Below are 18336 nucleotides of genomic sequence, written 5' to 3' on the forward strand. Positions count from 1 at the left end.
CCCGCCGTGCCCGCCTGGACGCGTGGCGGCGTCGGCGTGGTGCAGGCCGCCGCCAGCAGGAGCGCGAGCCCGGCGGCGGTCCGGGCGGTGGCCCTGAGGGCGCTCTTGAGGACGGTCATGACAGGCGCCTTCGGACCCACCAGAAGCAGAACCAGGTCAGGCCGACGGTGAGCAGGGTGTAGATGCCGGTCTCGATCCACTGGAAGGGCCAGAAGCGTTCCAGGGGCTGGTAGGTCGCCTGCTGCCGGTAACCGAGCCGGTTGATCTCGACCAGGCACCCGTCCATGCCCTGTCCGCCTCCCGCTCCCGGCGGTGCGCAGGGTCCCGACGTGGTGGAGGTCTTGACGGCGCCTCTCGTGTCGCTGCCGGAGATCGTGCGCCCCGACGGGTCGAGGAGATCGCTGGACAGGACCCAGGCGCCGGCGTGACCGGGAACGGCTGAGTCCAGCCCGATGTGCACAAGCTGGGTTTCGTCATTCCTCACACCGATGCCATCCACGTTCGTCTTGCTGAGCTCGAAGGCCGCGGTGACCGGGGGCATCAGGTGGGGACGGACCAGCAGCGGCATGGCGAGCTGGATCGCGACGAAGACGGCCAGGGTGAGGGCCATGGCGGCCAGCGTGCGGCGCACCAGCATGCCCACGGCCACCCCGAGAACGAAGGCGAAGGCCGCGTACCCCATCGGGGCGATGCCGCGCGCGCCGAACACCAGGGGGGCCATCAGGGCCAGATCCGGAACGGCGGACTTGTCCAGGGGGTCGGACCACCAGGTCACCGCGAGGCCGCACACGCCGGCGGCGGTCATGGCGGCCAGGCCGGTGAGCCCGAGCTTGACCGCCAGCCAGCGGCCGCGGGTGACGCTCTGGTTCCACACCAGCAGGTGCGTGCCCGCCTCCAGCTCCCGGGTGATCAGCGGCGCTCCCCAGAAGAGCCCGGCGAGGGCGGGCAGGATCAGCACGACGAGGCTGACGGCCATGAAGGGCAGCTGGTACTCGTCGAAGAAGCGGTCGAAGAAGCGGTCGCAGGTGCCGTCCTGCGTACAGGCGGCGATCCCGGCGGAGTAGCCCGAGACCAGGCGCGGCCCGGTCAGGGCCAGAACGGTGATGAGTGTGACGAGCAGGGCGGCCATCATCGTGGCGGAGCCGCGGAACTGGCGCCAGGTGAGCCAGATCATCGCTGTACCTCCAGGGCGGCTCGCCGGTTGTCGGTGGTGCGCTTTTCCATGTAGGCCAGGACGAGGTCCTCCAGGCTGAGCCGGGTGACCGTCCAGGCGGGGTCGTGGATCGGGGCGTCGGTGCGGACCACGTACGTGCTCTGCCGGTCGGTGTGGCGCGCGGAGACCACGTGCTGGTCGGCGGGGAGGCGGTCGGGGTCGCGGCGCGGGCCGGTGAGCCGGTGATGGGTGGACAACAGCTTCTCGGTCTCCCCGGCGATCTGGACGCGGGAGTCGACGAGCACGATCAGGAAGTCGCAGGTCCGTTCCAGGTCGGATACCAGGTGGGAGGAGAGCAGAACGCTGAACTCGTGCTCGACGGTGGCCTCCATCAGTCCCTGCAGGAACTCGCGGCGGGCCAGCGGGTCCAGCGAGGCCACGGGCTCGTCCAGGATCAGCAGTTCGGGTCGCTTGGCCAGGCCGAGGGTGAGGGCGAGCTGGGCGCGCTGGCCGCCGGACAACTTGCCCGCCCGCTGGGTGGGGACGAGGCCGAGCCGTGCGATGCGCTCCCGTGCCGTGGCGGCGTCCCAGCGGGGGTTGAGCCGGGCGCCCAGCCGCAGGTGTTCGGCGACGGTCAGTCCCGCGTAGACGGGGGTGTCCTGGGCGACGAAGCCGACCTTGGCCAGCTGGGCGGGCGTGCCCCCGGGCCGCCCGCCCAGCACGGTGATGCCGCCCGCCGTCGGTTCGAGCTGGCCGCTGGCCAGCTTCAGCAGCGTGGACTTGCCGGCTCCGTTGGGCCCCACCAGCCCGACGACGTGGCCGGCCGGGATGTCGACGGTGCACTCGCGCAGCGCCCAGCGCCTGCCGTACCGCTTGCCCAGCGCCTGGGCCTCCAAGACAGCGGTCACGCTATTTCCTCCTGAGCGGTGGTCCGAAAGGTGGTCATGAACAGGGCCTCGATGCTCTCGTCGTCGAGGCCGGCTCGCCGGGCCTTGGAAAGCCAGCGCTGCAGCTCCAGCCGCAGCGGGCCGTGCGCGGCCAGCGAGGTGTCGGTGAGGGTCGCCGTGACGAACGTCCCCACCCCCGGCCTGGCGGCGACCAGACCCTCGTGCTCGAGTTCCCGGTAGGCCTTCAGGACGGTGTTGGGGTTGATCGCCAATTGCGCCACGGCCTCCTTGACGGTCGGCAGCTGGTCGCCCTCGCGCAGCAGGCCGAGCCGCAGCGCATGCCGTACCTGCTGGACCAGCTGCATGTACGGCGAGACGCCGGACTTCGCATCCAGATGGAACTCGATCACCGGTTCCTCCATTTATATACGGTACTAGTACTTTAGATTATTACATGTATGGAACTTGTTAGGAAACGCTCGATGGGGCCGGTGCCGGCGCGTGACGCCAGCGAGCCCGGTGCGGATGGCACCGGGCTCGCTGGCGGGGGTGGCCGCACCGGGTCCGTGCGGGTTCATGCGGGTTCATGGCGGGGACGACCCCACCTGGTTCGTGCGGGCTGTGACGGATCGGCCGGGCCGGGCCCGCGGTGGCGGGCCGGATCGGCCGGGCCGGGTCTGTGGTGGCGGGCCGGCGCGGCCGGGCCGCGATGGGGGACCGTCAGTCCCGCGGGTTCCAGCCGTCGGTGTCCACGTCGAGGTCGAGCGCGCCGGCGACGTCGCCCCACCCGACGAACTTGAAGTTCGTGTTCTCCCTGGCCTCGCCGTCCCCGTCGACCGCCCCCGGGGTGTTCTCGCCGTCGTGCGCCACGAGCAGGCCCTTGTCGAACCGGCCCAGCGGGACGTTGACCACCATCGAGCCGTCGCTGTGCTCGACGCCGTCCAGGCCGTGGCCCGCGCCGATCCGGAACCGTCCGGCGTAGTCGTTGTCCTTGCGGTCGTAGACGATGAAGGTGTTGTCACCCTGGCCGGAGGCGAGCAGGTAACCGCCGCCGCCGGCACCGTGGTAGATCGTCAGCCCCTCGGCGTCCGCCGACAGGTGCCTGCCGCCGTAACCGGGATCGGCGCCTGGCCGCGCGGCCGGGCACCGTGCTCGGGGCCCTCGGACCCGACGGCGTGGGAAAGACGACCGCGCGCCTGCCCGCTCAGCCGGGCTGCCGCGACGCCGTGAAAGGCCGCGCGGCCGGGCGGACGTCCAGCTCGGCCAGCAGGCCGGCCATGCGGGCGGCGCGAAGCGGGTCGACGGGCAGGACGTGGCCGGTCCACCAGCGGGCGACCTCCGGGGTCGGCCCCGCGGGAACCAGGTCCAGGTAGTCGTCCAGCGGCGGATCGTAGATGAAACCGGGCACCACGCCCCGGCTCTCCAGCCGGGCGACGACCTCGTCGCGGTCCTCGACCAGCAGGGGCACCCGCAGCAGCGGCTGCGGCGGCGCGTCGCGGACGCCCTCGGCCGCCCAGGGCAGGGTGCGCAGCAGCTCGACCCCGGCCACCCGGCGCTCCCGCTCGCGGTCGATCACCCGGAACCGGGAGCGGTGGTAGCCGCGCAGCAGCGGCCCCTGACGCATCCGCCAGTCGTCGAGGTCGATCCGCAGCCAGTGGTCCATGGCGCGCGGGTCGACCGGATCGGCGGCGACGACCGCGCGCAGCTCGTCCTCGCGGGGCGGGCAGCGGTGGCCGGTCCACCGCACGAGCCCGAGCGCCTTGAGCGCGTGCCACATCGGCCTGACCAGCCCGGTGCGGTAGATCGCCTCGCGCAGCACGGGCCGCAGCGTGCCGAGCAGCTGGGCGCGCGCCCCTCCGGAGAGCAGCAGCTCGTCCCTGGCCCGCGCCAGCTCGGGCAGCGCGGCCGGGTCCTCCGCGGTGAGGAACCCGCCGGACATCGCCCGCCCGTGCTTGGCGAGGCTGAACACCCCGGCGGTGCCGAAGGTGCCCGCCGGGCGGCCGTCCACGACCGTCTGCATGGCGTGCGCCGCGTCGTCGAGAAGGAGCACGCCGCGCCGGTCGCACTCGGCCCGCAGCTCGGTCACCCGGTCGGGCTGGCCGTACAGGTGCGTGGTGACGACACCGGCGAGGCCGGTCCAGTCGACGGCGGGGACGTCGATGTTGCCGTCGCGCCAGGAGACCGGCGCCATCACCGGCTCCAGCCCGGCGGCCAGCACGACGAACAGCACCGTCTCGCAGTTCGTCGGCGAGATCAGCACCCGGTCGCCGCGCTCGAACCAGTGGCGCAGCGCCAGCAGCAGGCCGAACCTGGCGGACGGCACGTGGAGGCACTCCTGGCCGATCCGGTCGCGCATGGCCGCCTCGAGCGCGCGGCGGCCGTCCGCGCGGCCGTTCCCGCGGTCGGACGTGGCGGGGCGATCGCTCATCGGGCCCTCCTTCGGGCGGCTCACGTGGTCTTCCTGCGGGTGCGCAGCCGACCGTACCGCTTCATCGCCCTGTCGGCGGCGCCGTACAGGGCCGGGCTGTCGAGGATGAACCGCCGCACCCGGCGGACCGGCTCGGTGCGCAGCCAGTGCGCCGCCGCGCCCGCCGACCGGCGGCGCACGATGCCCTCGGAGACGGGAACGGTCCGGCTGCACAGCGCGTCCTTGTACTCCGAGCCGTTGCTGATGCCCAGGTCGAACGAGGTGACCCCGAGCTTCGCGGCGGACTCGACCATGCGCAGGTGCTGGATCAGGCCGGGGGAGTATCTGGCGTACTCGGGGTCGTAGGCGGGGAACCACCCGATCATCGTCGTGCCGGTGCGCAGCCCGAAGTGGCCCGCGACGGGCCTGCCGCCGGCGTACAGCATCGACAGCGGCCCGGCGAAGTCGCCGGTGTCGACGGCGTGCAGGCGCTCGGCCAGCTCCACGACCCACGCCCTGCCGAAGCGGTCGGGACGGCCCATCCGCTGGTACTGGGCGGACTTCCACTCGCGCAGCAGCCGGAACTGCTCCGGGTCGCGCACCGCGAACTCGGAGGTGACCTCGCCCGCGTCGCGGCCCAGCTTGCGCTCCTTGTACAGGGTGGTCTTGAGGAACTTCGGGGAGCGCTCGCGCAGCTCGTCGAGGAAGGCCGAATAGCCGCCGTTGAGGTCGAGGACCACGGCCTCCTGCCTGAGCGTCTCGAACGGCTGGAACCACGGCTGGCGCTCGACCATGCAGCCGAACTCCCACACGCTCAGCCCGCACGCCTTGAGCAGGGCGCCGGAGTCGAGCTCGGCGCCTGGCCGGTGGACGACCCCCTGGCAGAGCGAGACCCACCCGCCCAGCGCGGCGCCCACCCCGCCACCGTGCCGCTCGAAGGGGAAGAACCCCACGGGCCCGTCCGACTCGGTGATCACCGCCACCCGCGCCGCCGCGCTGACCTCGCCCATCGCGACCGTGAAGTCCGGGCTGAGGAAGGGGTTGTCGAGATGCGGGCTGGAACGTTGCATCCCCCGCCACGCCGCGATCTCGGCCGGGCCCAGCTCCGCGGGCCGGATGACACTGATCCTCATACGCCGCCCCCCGCCGGGCGAGGACGACCAGTGATGGGCGCAAACCTGCCGTTCACGAGGCGGTGGTCCTTTCTCGAAGTCCTGGTCCCAGGCACTGGACGTCGTCGGGGCGAAGGACGAGATCCATTGGGCGCGGGCACGGAGGGGTGTGCGTCACGGCATGAGGAAACCATCCCGGAACCAGGAAGCGATCCCCCGAACCGCCAGCCGGTAATCAATGAGTCAAATCTATCGGGGATGTCGCCCTACTCGCTCAGTAGCCCGCCAGATTCGCTAAGCGACGTCGAAGGAGGCCGGTCCCGGGGGCACCCTGGGCGGCATCGGCGGGATTGCGGGGATGAGCCGCTCGATGACCGGCAGGGCGCGGTGGGCGTACAGCGGGTCGATCGGCAGCACGTGCCTGGCCCACCAGCGCGCCACCTCGGGCGCGGGAGAGGGGTCGGTGAACTCCGGCAGGTAGCCGTCGTACGGCGGGTCGTAGAGGTAACCGGTGGCGACCCCGTGCCGCTCCAGCTCGGCGATGGCCCCGTCGCGGCCGTAGACCAGCAGCGGGACCCGGAACAGCGGCTGGTCCAGGTGACGGCGGACGGCCGGTGCCACGGTGGGCTGCGCGGCCAGTACCGAGACGCCGGCGATCCGCCGTGAGCGCTGCCGGGGCAGCGCGTGCAGGCGCCGCGACTGGTACCAGCGCGAAAGGTGGCCCCGCCTGGCCCGGTAGTCGTGCAGGTCGGCCTGGACCCAGGAGTCGAACGCCGGCAGCTGCTGCGGTGCGTACTCCAGCGCCCTGAGCAGCTCCGCCGGACGCGGGGCGATGCGGTACCCCTCGCGCTCCTCCTCCATGCCGAGCGCGCGCATGGCCCTCAGCGCCGGGCGGACCATGTTCAGGCGCAGCGCGGCGTGCCGGCCCGCGGAGGTCAGCACGCTGTGGATCTCCTTCCTGAAGACGCCGGGCTGCAGCAGCCGGTCACGCTCGCGTTCCAGGGCGCGCAGGTCCGAGAGGTGCTCGACCGCGATCACCCCGCCGGAGCCCGCCCCCGCGTGCTTGGACAGGCTGAACACGCCGGCCACCCCGAAGGTGCCGATCGGCCTGCCGTTCACGCTCGTCTCGATCGCGTGCGCGACGTCCTCGATCAGGATCTTGCCGCCGAACGCGGACACCCGGTCCGGCAGGCCGTACAGGTTGGTGGTGAGCACCGCGTCGACCGTGTCGAGGTCGACGGCGTCGACGTCGATGTTGCCGTCGTCGAGGGAGAGCGGGGCGATGACCGGGCGCAGCCCGGCCGCGAGCACGAGGAAGAGGATCTCGTCGGCCGACAGCGGTGACATCAGCAGCCGCTGGCCGGGATGACACCAGTGCCGCAGGGCCAGATACAGGCCCAGGCGGTTGGAGGGCAGCGGAAGGCAGAGGCGATGTGTCCGCTTCGCCACAATGTGCTCAGGAGTCACTGGAGACCGTCTATCACGTACGACATCGGGACCGCAAACCGGCGGCCGCGTGTCGCCCTAACCGGTGCTCACCTGGGAGGTCTTGCCATGGTTCATCACCCTGCGCATGTTCGGGAAGACCAGCAGCGCCACCAGGAGCTGGCTGCCGAGCATGGCGTAGCCCACCGCGGCGATCCCGAAGTGGGGGAAGAGCACCGCTATTGAGGTGAGGACCAGGACGGCCATCCCGATCTGGACGAGGGCGAGCTTGCGCGCCTCGCTCTGGGCGCGCAGCATGCTGAGGCAGATCTCGATCACCGTCTGGGGGAGCACGGCGATCGCCATCAGGCGCAGCAGCGGCGAGCCCGCCTCGGCGAAGCCCGGGCCGAACACGCTCAGGATCAGCGGCGCGCCGATCACGACTATCGCGACGACCGGGCCGACGATCAGGAAGGTGCGCCGCAGCGCGTTGCGCACGCTCTGTGCCAGCCGGGCGGCGTTGAAGGACCCCTCGACGGTCAGCGAGACCGCCATGTTGGCCGCGAGCAGCCCGACCATGGAGCCCAGCGTGTGGGCTATCGAGAAGTAGCCGAACGTCGGCGCGTCGTCGAGCCAGCCCGCGACGATGACCGGCACGAGATAGAGGATCAGCAGGATGGAGAACGCGCCGGGGAAGTCTCCGGCGAGGAAGCGGCCCACCTCGCGCAGGCGCGGCGGGTTCGCGGCGCTCACCTCGGTGTTCTTGACGTGCTTGGGGATGATCACGCCGAAGATGAGCCAGCTGATCGGGATCAGCGCGATGGCCGTCGGCACGATCCACGAGACGAAGATCCCGCCGAAGACGCCGCCCTGCGGCAGCGCGTACGCCAGCGCGACGAGCAGGCCCATCTTGACCAGGCCGAACGCCAGGCTGTTGACCGGCACCCAGACGGCGTTGCGCAGCCCGGCCAGCGTCACGTCCTGGAGGGTGAAGACGGTCCACACGAGCACCGAGGCGAGGAAGAACAGTCCCGGGCCGAGCCCGCCGAGGTCGGCGTAGACCGAGCCCCAGACCGGCAACGTCAGCAGGAACCCCAGCGCCGCCACCAGACCGGCGGCCCCGGCGACCGCGTAGCCGCGCAGGACGAACTCGGCGGTACGGCGCCCGGCCACCGGGATGAACCTGGCCAGGGCGCCCGCGAAGGCGAGCCCGGTCAGGGAGGAGAACAGCCGCATCGCGCTGATCTGGGCCTGGCCCTCGCCGAAGGCGGCGGCGGTGTACAGGTGCGTCGCGAGGAACCAGTAGCCGAGGCCCAGCACGGCGGTGATCCCCGTATTGATCATCAGCGCGTAGCCCTGCAGGAACAGCGGGTTCCTCAGGTCCTTGCGCAGGCGGTCCATCAGACCGGCCCCGCGCTCCTCGGTCGCCGTCCGGCCCGCCGCCTGGTCGCTCCCCTCGCGCGTCACGCCGCCATCGTCGGCCGGGCCGCTTGCACCGACCTTGCCACCCGCTGTACGGAGGCCGGTGGCCGCGTTCACCGGAGGTTCGGGGCCCTCGGGCCGGGTGCCCGGCGCGGGAACGCCGCCCCTGGGCCTGGCGTGCCGGCCTCGCCCGGTGCCGTGCTCACTCACCCCGGTGCTCCCGGTCGGCGCCGTTCCCGGAGGCGGCGCGGGAGCACCGCGGATCGCTCGGGCGGGGTGGATCGGTGGCCTCGCCGGCGGGCCCCGAAGGGCACGTCACCGGCGTACGCGTCTCGTCACGAGACCTGCCGGTCACCGAGGGGTACATGAGAATCGGCACGTGAGTCATGATGCCCCAGTTTCAAGCGAGCCGTGTCCGGCATGTATCCGGAAGTCCCCGGCACGGCCTGATCGTGATGGGGACTGCCCTGCTTTCGCGGGGTTGAGGGGGTGGAGCGGGAGTGGCCGAGGTCACCGAGGTCACCGCGAGCGACCCGCGGTGTGCGGAGCGGGTTCGCGGGAGCCGGGCGGTCCGGGGCGAGGGGGCGGTCCCGCGCGCCACCCGGGCCCTCAGGGGGTCCTCGGGGCCGGGGGTCTCAGGGCTTTTCCGGGTCCTCAGAGGGCCGGTGCCGGTGCGGGCGCCGCAAAGGACCGGGAACCCCGGGAGGTGAGGAGACGGTTCAGGACGCGGACGCCGAACTCCAGGCCCTCGACGGGGACGCGCTCGTCCACGCCGTGGAACATGCCGAAGTAGTCGAGGTCCGGGGTGAGCATCAGCGGGGCGAAGCCGTAGCCCCTGATGCCGAGCTCCGCGAAGGACTTGGCGTCCGTGCCGCCCGACATCACGTACGGCACCGGCCGCGCCGCCGGGTCCTCGGCCACCAGGGCGGCACCGAGCCGGTCGAAGAACGGCGAGTCCATCGGGGCCGAGGGGGCGTCCTCGACGTTGACGAACTCCCGGGTCACCCGGGGGCCGAGCAGGCGGTCGATCGTCTCCAGGAACTCCTCCCGGTATCCCGGCAGGAACCGCCCGTCCACGTGGCCCTCGGCGGTGCCGGGGACCACGTTGACCTTGTAGCCCGCCTGGAGCATCGTCGGGTTCGCCGAGTTGCGGATCTGCGCGCCGAACAGGTCGCCGATCCGGCCGAGCCGCGCCGCCTCCTCCTCCAGCCGGTCGAGGTCGATGCGCTCGCCGAGGATGTCCGACAGGTCCTCGATCAGCGCCGCCACCCCGGGCGTCAGCCGCACCGGCCAGGGGTGGGAGGCGATCCTGGACATGGCGTGGCAGAGCTCGGCCACCGCGTTGTCCACCGGCGGGCGGGAGCCGTGGCCCGCGACGCCGGTCGCGGTGAGCCGCATCCAGGCGGTGCCGCGCTCGCCCACCGCGACCGGGTAGATCCGCGTGCCCGGAGCCTCGACGCTGTAGCCGCCGGACTCGCTGATCGCGTCGGTGCAGCCGTCGAACAGCTCGCGATGGTGGCGCACCGCGTAGCGCGCGCCGTACTCGCCGGTGGCCTCCTCGTCGGCGAGGAAGGCCAGCACGACGTCCCGGTCCGGCCGTACCCCGCGCCGGGCCCAGTCGCGGACCAGGGCCAGCGTCATGGCGAGGGTGCCCTTCATGTCGACCGCGCCCCGGCCCCAGACGCATCCGCCGGAGACCTCGCCGGAGAACGGGTGGATCCGCCAGTCGGAGGGCCGGGCGGGGACCACGTCGAGATGGCCGTGGATCAGCAGGGCCTCGGGCGAGTCGCCGGGGATCCTGGCGACCACGCTGGTCCTGCGGCTGGCCGACTCGAACACCACCGGCTCGATCCCGGCGTCGGACAGCAGGGCGGCGACGTGCTCGGCCGCCGGACGCTCGCCGGGGCCGGGGTTGGTGGTGTCGAACCTGATCAGGTCCGAGCAGATCTGCGCGACCTCGCTGCTCATCGACTCGCTGCTCATCGACGGAACGCCCCCCGGAGACAAGAACCCACAATATGGATCAAAGGTGCATACCCCTCCGGGTTGGAAATAGCACCTCGGGTCGTCGTGTCGAGCACTCCCGGCCGGCTGCGACGCCGCTACCCCTCCAGGGCCCGGGAGCTTGGCTCACTCGCTGAGCGCGGCCTGCGGAGTCTCCTTGGTCGATCCCTTGGCCACGCTGGGGTCGCCGGCGGCGAACGCCTCGGCGACCTTCCCCCCGATGCGCCCGCGCTCGCTCACCTCGATCCCGTGGGACTTCGCCCACGCCCGGATCTCGGCGCTCCGCTCGCGGTTGCCGCCGGAACCCTTCGCCCGGCCCTTGCGGCTCAGAGAGGTGCTCGCCTTGCGGGCGGCGGACTGGAACGGTTTGAGGGCCTCACGAAGTTTCGTGGCGTTCTTCGAGCTCAGATCGATCTCGTAGGCGGTGCCGTCCAGGCCGAACGAGACGGTCTCGTCCGCCTTCTTGCCGGTGATGTCGTCGGTGAACGTGACGACTTGCTGACGTGCCATTGTGCGACTCCTTAATCTTGGCGCCGGAGCGTGCGGTCGTGAACCCGACCGACGATGGTTCCCGCGTCTCTTCCCCGTGCGCAAAACTCTAGTCCCTCCTTTCACCGCCGCGCTCAGGAAACCCCTGTCCATCGGAGATCCACCCTTCAGGCTAATTACTCAAGGCCGAACTCCGACGTCTCCACGTCATTGGGAAATGCTTCCCGCTCTCGGGGGATTAAAAACGACGGCGGCGCCGTGGTTTCCGAGCGCCTTGTATGCCGAGATCTGTCGGCCACCCCGGCGGATTTTCCGGAAGGGGGCATCTGGGCGCTATGGAGTTTCATGACCTCCGGGTGGTTTCCGGCCTCGCCGCCCGGAAAAAATCGACTTCCGCCACTTGGGGCGACTCCGGTCCGTCGTTCCACCGCCGTTCGTTTCACGGACGCCGTCGCGCCGGGCGCGGCGATCTCCCGTCGTCGCCCCTCTCGGTCGCCGGAGGTGTCCTTCGTCCCCTTTTCGCTGCTCAAGGTACCTGCCGAGCCGGGGTCGCAGGGAGGGAACCGGGGGGCGGGCCGGGTGCGGAGAGGCGGGGAGGAGAAGCTCCGCGCGCGTCCTCCCGGGCGCTCGGCGGACAATTCACGCACGCCGGATGTCCGTAACCGAACGCGTTCCGGGATTCCGGCGGACAAATGACTTCGCCGCGTCCGGAATGCGTGCCGCCGGTCCACGGGTTTGCCGGCGTCCGGCACCGGGTCTCTTCGAAGGCGCCCGGCGTACGCGGCCGATCACATTGAGGTGCGGTCCGGACACTCTGAGGTAAGGCAAGACTCGCCTTGCGGACCGTATGATTCCGGGCGTCTCGCATTGTGAGGGAGGGGGACGGCGGGCGTCGTTTGGTCCTTGGCGGTCATTGGCGCGTTCCATCGTCCGTCCGCCCGGATCAATCAAACGGCGTTCCCCGAATTGTTCGCGAACCGGCGGGGCATCGGATAGGGGCATTGACCGGATCCGGCGTCCCCGCGCCCGGCCCCGGTCCCGCGTCCCCGCGCCCGGCCCCGGTCCCGCGTCCCCGCGCCCGGCCCCGGTCCCGCGTCCCGGCCCTGTCCCCGGCCCTCGGCCTTCGAGGCCGGCGGTCCGGACGCCGGCCGTGCGGTCGCGGCCGGATTTGTCGGTCGTGATCTCTACCGTCCGGCCCATGACAAGTGCAGTGCAGGCCTACTCCTACGCCGGCCCCTCCACGCTCTCCGACGGACATCTGGGACTGTCGACGTCCGGAGGCCGGACCACGACGGGCTTCCTCGACCATCCCCGCTTCTTCAGCGGGTTGCTCACGCAGGCCGCGCCCGCCGCGACCGGCCTGCTCGCGGTCGCCGACGTGGCGCTGGCCCGCTACCACCGGCCGCAGCCCGGGTTCACCCGCGATCCGGTCGTGACCTGCGGCGGCGACCGCCTCAGGTTCGAGTCGTTCTCCGCCTGCGGCGGCGTCTACGCCCGGCTGGACGTGCTGGGCCCCGCCCTCGACGGCGAGGTCTTCGACCGGGGCACCACCAACGTGGACGTCAACAACCCGCTGCGCGAGGCGCTGGCCAGGGTCGGCGGCCGTGACCCGCTGCACGTCGGGGTCGGTCCCGACGAGCTCACCGTGACCACCCTGGACGGCGCGGTCGTGGAGAAGAAGGTGCCGCTGCCCGACCGGTGGCTGCGCGGTTTCGCGGAGGTCCAGGTGATCGCCTCCGGGTTCGACCTGCGCGCCGAGCTCGCCGGGCCGCAGGCCGTCAGGTTCCTGCGCGGCCTGCCGAAACGGGCGGCGGCCGAGGTGTGGGCGGTCCCCGCGGGCAGGGAGCTGCGGCTCTCGGAGCGGGCCGTACCGGGCGGGGTCCACCTGGCAGGGGTCGGCAGGCTGGCCACGATGATGCCGTCGCTGCGCTTCGCCAAGGCGCTGCGCGTGTACGGACCGGCGGACGGCTCGGGGTCGAGCGCCTGGGAGCTGGAACTGCCGGGCATGCGCTACACGCTGGTGCTGTCCCCGCAGGCCTGGCGCGGTTTCTCCGGGGAGGGCGCCGTCCTGGACGACCTCTCCTCGGACGTGGTGGCCGGAGACGCCGACCTGGTCGGCATCCTGCTCGACTTCGAGCCCACCCTGGAACTCGGCGTGCTCGCCGAGCGCTCCGGGCTCGCGCCGGAGCGGGTCCGGGCCTCGCTCACCCAGCTCGGCACGGCGGGCCGGGTCGGCTACGACCTCTTCGAGGCCGCGCACTTCCACCGCGAGCTGCCCTACGACCGCGACCACGTCGCGGCGCTGAACCCCAGGCTCGGCTCCGCCCGCGCCCTGGTCGCCTCCGGCGCCGTCCGGCTGACCGGCCCCGACTCGGCCGAGGTGACCACCGACGGCGGCGTCCGCCTGGTGCGGACGGCGGAGGGGTCGTGCACCTGCCCGTGGTGGTACGACCACCGGGGCTCGCGCGGCCCCTGCAAGCACGTGCTCGCCGCCCGGATGGCCGCCGGCACCGCCGGCGCCCCCGCCGGCTCCCCGGCGGCACCGGCCCCCCTCACCCGGGAGGACGCCCGATGACGGTCTGGGACGAGGTCCGCGGTCTCATGGAGAACGGCGGCCTCGACGCGCTCGCGGCCCGGATGGTGGAGCTCGACGACGCGGAGCGCAGGGAGGTCGCCAGGGAACTGCCCGGGTATCTCAGGCCGGAGCGTCGCGAGGCGGGGTCCTTCGAGCCGTGGAGGAGGCGGGGCGGACGGGGAGAGCACCTGCGGGTGGCGGGGGCGGGCTCGCTCGGCGGCGCCGCGGCCGTGGCCACCTGGCTGAACCGGCGCGAATTCACGATCTTCGAGTGGGAGAGGCCGGGCGACACCGGCGCCCTCATCAAGGTGATCTCCGCGCGGGAAGCCGGGTGGCGGGCCGATCTGGTCTCCCGGCTCGTCCTGCGGATCCGTACCGCGACCTCGCCGGGACTGCCGCTGGTGCTGGCCCTGCTCCGCGGTACCGGCGTGACCCCGCCCCAGCACGACCCGCTCGTGCTGGGCTGGCTCGCCACGCCGCCCAGCGCGGGCGGGCTCCGTCAGGACCCGCTCCTCGACGTCCTGCTGCCGAGGATCTTCGAGGCGCAGGGCGTGGGCCGCGCCCTGCGCGAGGAGCGGAGCGACCCGCCGGGCGCCCGGTCCTGGCTCGGCGCGCTGGCCGTGCTGAGCGGCGAGGGGAGGGTGAGCCGCGAGATGCTCGTGAACGGCTGCGTCAGCCGGTTCCTGCGCGGAGGGGACGCCACCGACCTGCGGTTCTTCGTCCGCCTCCACGAGTTGCTCGAACCCGCGCACGCGGAGGTGGAGGCCCGCGCCCGCGACTACCTGCGCCTGCTGCCGGCCGCGCCGGGACCGGTCGCGGAGCCGGCGCTCAGGCACCTGCGCCGCCTCGACCGCCTCGACCCGGCCGACGTGACGGAGGCGCTGGAGGGCCTGCTGTTTCGCGCCGAGGTCGGCCTGGTGCGTACCGGACTGACCTGGCTCGACCAGACCCTGCGACGGTCGCCGGAACGGGCCCTGGTATCGCGCTCCCGAGGAGATCAGGCCCGACCGGCTTCCCCTCGAGCACGACGTCTCCGTGCCGCACCGGTTCGTGCTCCGGCGGTGCGCGGAGGTGCTCGCCGCGCTCAAGGCGGGTACGTTGCCGCCGGTCCTGCTCGCGACGCCGACCGGCGCCACCGGCCACCTCGACCCCGCCGTGTTCCTCACCCGCCTGGAGACGGTCGAGGCCGCCGGGGCCGAGCCGCTGCCCGCCGACTTCCAGCAGGCGCTGCTGCGGTTGCCGGGAACCGCAGATCCCGAGGTGGTCGCCCGGGCCGGACGGCTGACCTCCGAGGCCGGGCGCCGGGCGGCGCGCCGGCTGGCGGAGGGGCCGGTCGAGCCGGAGACGCGCGTCCGCTGGACGTTCTTCGAGAACGAGAAGTCGTACCACGCCGACGAGCGCGAACCGCCGCCGGGCGCCCACCTGAGCCCGGTCCCCCGGGTGCGGACCGATCCGACCGGCCTGCCCCTCGTCGACGAGCTGCTCGGCGAGGTGCGGGATCACCACTGGGGGGAGCACGGCCGGTACATGACGTGGTGGCCCGCCGTCCTGCCCTCGCACCGCGACGTGATCGCCGCCCGCTGTCTCCCGCACGTGCTCCGCTCCTGGGACCGGCCCGGGGTCCACGCCGAGTACGCCGAGGCGCTCGCCGCCTGCGACGGGCCGGTCGGCGAGCCCACCGCGCTGCTGCTCGCCTTCTTCCTGGTCCAGGCGGACCCGGTCCACGGTGTGCGGCTGGTGCTGCGGATGGCGGCGCGGGGAGACCTGCCGGCGGACGCGCTCGGCAGGCAGCTCGCCCTGCTCACGGGGCAGACCTGGGTGAAGCTGCCGCACGCGGTGGCCGGGCTCGAGCAGGCGGCCGCGCAGGGCGCCCACCGGGAGGTCTGGGAGGTGATCCGGGCGGCGCTGCCGCACGTTCTGCCGGGGCCGGGGAAACGGCCGCGCCCGGGCGCGATCGATCTCGTCGCCCTGGGCGCCGAGGTGGCCCGGTGGGCCGGGGCGCGCGGGGAGATCGCCGGCCTCGTCCCGCCGTCGCGCCGCTCGTCGGAGTTCGGCCGCCAGTGCCGCCGCCTGCACGACTATCTCGTACGCCCCTGATCCCGCTCGCCCGGGGCGGGGACGGCGGGGCGGCGGCCGGGCGGACTCCGTCCCGCCGGGTGCTGCGAGAACCCGGCGACGGCGAGCTTGCGGACCACCACCGTGAGCGCCGCCGTGATGATCGCCGCCCAGGTCTGGGCCTGGGAGAGGCGCAGGAGCCCGGCCGCGAGGAGGAAGTCGAGCAGCACCGCGAGCGCGCCGCCGGCACCGCCGCCGGAGAGCAGCACGGCGAGCCCGGCGGCCAGCCCCATGACGACGAGCAGGGGGACGAGCGTCCGGACGAGGTCAGCCATTCCCGGCACCGGGCGGGACGCGCCCGCCGGGGTCGTCCGGCGCGCCGTGCCCGCCCGGGGCGTCCATGGAGCCGCGTCCGCGCGCGTCGTTCACCGTGCGCCCCTCCCGCTCGATCTCCCTGTTCAGGAAGAAGTTCAGCGCGGTACGGATGGCCGCGATCGCCGCGAGCTGCCCGATCTGCGTGAAACTCGGCGCGATGGCCGTGCGCAGCACGTCGCTGGCCAGCTGGAACTCCAGGCCGAGGGCGAGGAACCGTCCCAGGAACAGCCGCACGGCGATGAACCCGTCGTCGTGCCGCCGTACGGCCACCAGCACGAACCGCACGAACGCGATCGCGGCACCGACGAAGATGACGGCGGCCCCGGCCGCCTCGACGAGGCGGACCAGCAGGTTGACGAGCTGCCGGAGGGTCTCCTCCGGTAGGAGATCGAGCATGCGCTGCTGTTACCCGGTGGATCCCCGCCCATGCGGCCGCGGTCGCCGCCCTGTCCGCGGTGGCCGGGGGTCACCCAGGGGTCGATCAGAGGTAGAGGCCGGTGTTCTCCGGGGCGGACGAGGTGCGGTCGAGGACGCCTTCGCGGCGGGCGAAGAGCTCGGCGAGGGTCGCGCCGGAGGGGGAGAGCCCTTCGGCGGTGCCGAGCCAGCGGGCGGCCTCGTCGTAGGGGAAGGCGCCGACCTCGATCTGGGCGAGGCAGCGGCCGGGGCGGGTGACGGCGGGGTGGAGGTGGGCCAGGTCCTCGTTGGTGGTGATGGCCACCAGGACGTCACGGCCCTGACCGAGGAGCCCGTCGGTCAGGTTGAGCAGCCGCGACAGGCCCTGCCCGGTGGCCTCCTTGGCGCCGGCCCTGATCAGTTCGTCGCAGTCCTCCAGCACCAGGAGCCGCCATCGGTCACCGCCTCCGTCGCCGTCGTGATCGTGGTCATGGTCGTCGGAGCCGACCGCGACCTCCATGAGGTAGCCGGGGGACTGGAACAGCAGCTCCGGATCCAGCACGCAGTCGACCTGGCACCACGACCGCCACTCGTGGGCGAGCGTGCGCAGCAGCGTCGTCTTGCCGGTGCCCGGCGGGCCGTGCAGCAGGATCAGCCGGCCGTGCGCCTCGGAGGGGGTGACGGACATCAGCCGCGACAGCGGCTCGCTGACCGACCTGGCGTAGTTGCCGGAGATCTCCGCCCAGGGGGAGGCGGTGATCGGCTTCTTCGAGCGGCGGCTGCCCCGGGGGCTCTGCCACCAGAAGCCCATCTCGACGTGGTCGCTCTCGGGGGCGGGCTCCTCGGCGTCCCTGGTGACCTCCTCGATCACCGAGCGGGCCAGCCCCTCGTCGACCGCGGTCACGCTGACCGTGGCGGCGCGGTTGCGGTAGCGGACCACGCGCAGCGTCCAGCCCTCCCCGCACAGCAGCCGCGAGTCGCGGCCGTCCTTCTCCGAGGCCGCCCGGACGAGCGTCCCCGAGGCGGGGGCGAGGGAGGCGTCGGGACGGACCCGCTCCAGGCTCGCGGTGCGCGACCAGGGCTGGGCCCCGGTGGCGAACGGCGACAGCGCGAGCGCGTCGATCACGTCCACCGCCGCGTCGCCGTCGTCGAGCCAGATCTTCATCGGCAGCTCCACCGGGCGCGGCTCCGGCTGGAAGTCGACCTCCTTGAGTACGGACATGGCGCCAATGATCCTCGCGAGGCGCCCGCCGGTCGAAGGGTTTTCAACCGTGACCCGTCTGGAGATCGGCCGTGGACGCGTTCGGCGAGGCCTCGGGGACGCCGGTCGTCAGCGCGGGGCGCGGCCGAGGTAGCGGAGCAGGTCGTCGACGACCGGGGTGGAGGAGGGGCTGCCGGCGGTCTCGACCACCGGCGCGTAGGCGCCCCACTGGCGCAACGGTTCGACGATTCCCCGCGCCGCGGCGAGAAGGTGGCCGGCGAGCTCGTCGTCGAGCGGGGACGGCCGGCCCGTGGCGATCGCGATGTCCCATGCGTGCACGGCGGCGTCGAGCGCGCACATCACCGCGGCGACCGGAGTGGGCAGGTCACCGTGCGGCAGCGGCGTCGGAACGGTCTCGGTGTCGTCGGCGACCGTCGCCCACGCCGCGGCGGTCTGCTCGACGGCGTCCTTCACCAGCTCCGCCGCGGTGCCGTCGACGGCTCCGGAAGGAGAGAAGGGGTCGTAGGCCGGGCCGTTTCCGATGCCGAGCATCTTCGCGTAGGCCAGCTGGTCGCCCGCGGCGTGCTGGACCACCTGGGTGACCGTCCATTCCGAGCACGGGGTGGCGTTGTCCCACTGGCCGTCCCGCACACCCGCGACGCTGTTCTCCAGCGCCCGGTAGGAGACGGCCAGCACCTCACGCCAGACCGGCTGCAGGGAGGTGACGGTGGCGGTGGTGGTGGTGTTCATGATCTCGCCTTTCGATCTCTTCCTTGCCTGTGACACCAATCTATGGGTCCATTAGGCTGTTTTCCTTCCTAATGACTTTTCGGGACGA

General features: G+C 72.7%; 17 protein-coding genes. 2 read left to right on the forward strand and 15 right to left on the reverse strand.

What is annotated here, in order from left to right; genetic code table 11:
* Positions 1 to 115: 115 nt before the first annotated feature.
* The 10 genes from AB0G15_RS23650 to AB0G15_RS23695 form a co-directional block, all read right to left on the reverse strand.
* Complete coding sequence (locus AB0G15_RS23650) at positions 116 to 1174, reverse strand: ABC transporter permease (RefSeq protein WP_362843415.1); 1059 nt, start codon at positions 1172 to 1174, stop codon at positions 116 to 118.
* The gene (locus AB0G15_RS23655; RefSeq protein WP_362843417.1) at positions 1171 to 2061 is read right to left on the reverse strand and encodes an ABC transporter ATP-binding protein; all 891 of its coding nucleotides are present in this window, start codon (positions 2059 to 2061) and stop codon (positions 1171 to 1173) included. The genes AB0G15_RS23650 and AB0G15_RS23655 overlap by 4 nt, the downstream gene beginning before the upstream one ends.
* Positions 2058 to 2462, reverse strand: coding sequence for a GntR family transcriptional regulator (locus tag AB0G15_RS23660; protein ID WP_362843420.1), 405 nt, complete (start codon positions 2460 to 2462; stop codon positions 2058 to 2060). The genes AB0G15_RS23655 and AB0G15_RS23660 overlap by 4 nt, the downstream gene beginning before the upstream one ends.
* Before the next feature lie 298 nt (positions 2463 to 2760).
* Entirely contained in the window at positions 2761 to 3138 is a 378-nt protein-coding gene (locus AB0G15_RS23665) for a phytase (RefSeq protein ID WP_362843665.1), read from the reverse strand.
* 106 nt (positions 3139 to 3244) lie between these two features.
* A complete protein-coding gene (locus tag AB0G15_RS23670) occupies positions 3245 to 4468 on the reverse strand; it encodes a DegT/DnrJ/EryC1/StrS family aminotransferase (RefSeq protein ID WP_362843423.1) in 1224 nt (407 codons plus the stop codon).
* 20 nt (positions 4469 to 4488) lie between these two features.
* Positions 4489 to 5580 (reverse strand): GNAT family N-acetyltransferase, encoded by a 1092-nt coding sequence (locus tag AB0G15_RS23675; RefSeq protein WP_362843426.1) that lies wholly within the window; start codon positions 5578 to 5580, stop codon positions 4489 to 4491.
* Between the two features lie 273 nt (positions 5581 to 5853).
* Entirely contained in the window at positions 5854 to 7008 is a 1155-nt protein-coding gene (locus tag AB0G15_RS23680; RefSeq protein ID WP_362843429.1) for a DegT/DnrJ/EryC1/StrS family aminotransferase, read from the reverse strand.
* A gap of 75 nt (positions 7009 to 7083) precedes the next feature.
* Positions 7084 to 8451, reverse strand: coding sequence for a hypothetical protein (locus AB0G15_RS23685; protein ID WP_362843432.1), 1368 nt, complete (start codon positions 8449 to 8451; stop codon positions 7084 to 7086).
* Between the two features lie 609 nt (positions 8452 to 9060).
* Complete coding sequence (locus tag AB0G15_RS23690) at positions 9061 to 10389, reverse strand: M20/M25/M40 family metallo-hydrolase (protein WP_362843434.1); 1329 nt, start codon at positions 10387 to 10389, stop codon at positions 9061 to 9063.
* Positions 10390 to 10536: 147 nt separating this feature from the next.
* Entirely contained in the window at positions 10537 to 10920 is a 384-nt protein-coding gene (locus AB0G15_RS23695; protein ID WP_362843437.1) for an Lsr2 family protein, read from the reverse strand.
* Positions 10921 to 12097: 1177 nt separating this feature from the next.
* Here AB0G15_RS23695 and AB0G15_RS23700 point away from each other — a divergent pair.
* Complete coding sequence (locus tag AB0G15_RS23700; protein ID WP_362843439.1) at positions 12098 to 13474, forward strand: SWIM zinc finger family protein; 1377 nt, start codon at positions 12098 to 12100, stop codon at positions 13472 to 13474.
* Between the two features lie 499 nt (positions 13475 to 13973).
* Here AB0G15_RS23700 and AB0G15_RS23705 read toward each other — a convergent pair whose 3' ends face one another.
* Entirely contained in the window at positions 13974 to 14177 is a 204-nt protein-coding gene (locus tag AB0G15_RS23705; protein ID WP_362843442.1) for a hypothetical protein, read from the reverse strand.
* A gap of 332 nt (positions 14178 to 14509) precedes the next feature.
* Between AB0G15_RS23705 and AB0G15_RS23710 the strand changes: the two genes are divergently transcribed.
* The gene (locus AB0G15_RS23710; RefSeq protein WP_362843445.1) at positions 14510 to 15571 is read left to right on the forward strand and encodes a hypothetical protein; all 1062 of its coding nucleotides are present in this window, start codon (positions 14510 to 14512) and stop codon (positions 15569 to 15571) included.
* Here AB0G15_RS23710 and AB0G15_RS23715 read toward each other — a convergent pair.
* The 4 genes from AB0G15_RS23715 to AB0G15_RS23730 form a co-directional block, all read right to left on the reverse strand.
* Positions 15553 to 15864 carry a hypothetical protein gene (locus AB0G15_RS23715; protein WP_362843448.1) on the reverse strand — a complete coding sequence of 104 codons (312 nt, stop codon included), beginning with the start codon at positions 15862 to 15864 and terminating at the stop codon, positions 15553 to 15555. The two genes, AB0G15_RS23710 and AB0G15_RS23715, sit on opposite strands and share 19 nt — an antisense overlap.
* Entirely contained in the window at positions 15857 to 16300 is a 444-nt protein-coding gene (locus tag AB0G15_RS23720; protein WP_362843451.1) for a DUF1622 domain-containing protein, read from the reverse strand. The genes AB0G15_RS23715 and AB0G15_RS23720 overlap by 8 nt, the downstream gene beginning before the upstream one ends.
* 85 nt (positions 16301 to 16385) lie before the next feature.
* Positions 16386 to 17519 carry a DUF5925 domain-containing protein gene (locus AB0G15_RS23725; RefSeq protein WP_362843454.1) on the reverse strand — a complete coding sequence of 378 codons (1134 nt, stop codon included), beginning with the start codon at positions 17517 to 17519 and terminating at the stop codon, positions 16386 to 16388.
* A 108-nt stretch (positions 17520 to 17627) separates the two neighbouring features.
* Positions 17628 to 18248 carry a TIGR03086 family metal-binding protein gene (locus AB0G15_RS23730; protein WP_362843457.1) on the reverse strand — a complete coding sequence of 207 codons (621 nt, stop codon included), beginning with the start codon at positions 18246 to 18248 and terminating at the stop codon, positions 17628 to 17630.
* Positions 18249 to 18336 lie beyond the last annotated feature (88 nt).

The sequence above is a fragment of the Streptosporangium sp. NPDC023825 genome, assembly GCF_040639575.1.
In the GTDB taxonomy this organism is placed as follows: Bacteria; Actinomycetota; Actinomycetes; order Streptosporangiales; family Streptosporangiaceae; genus Streptosporangium.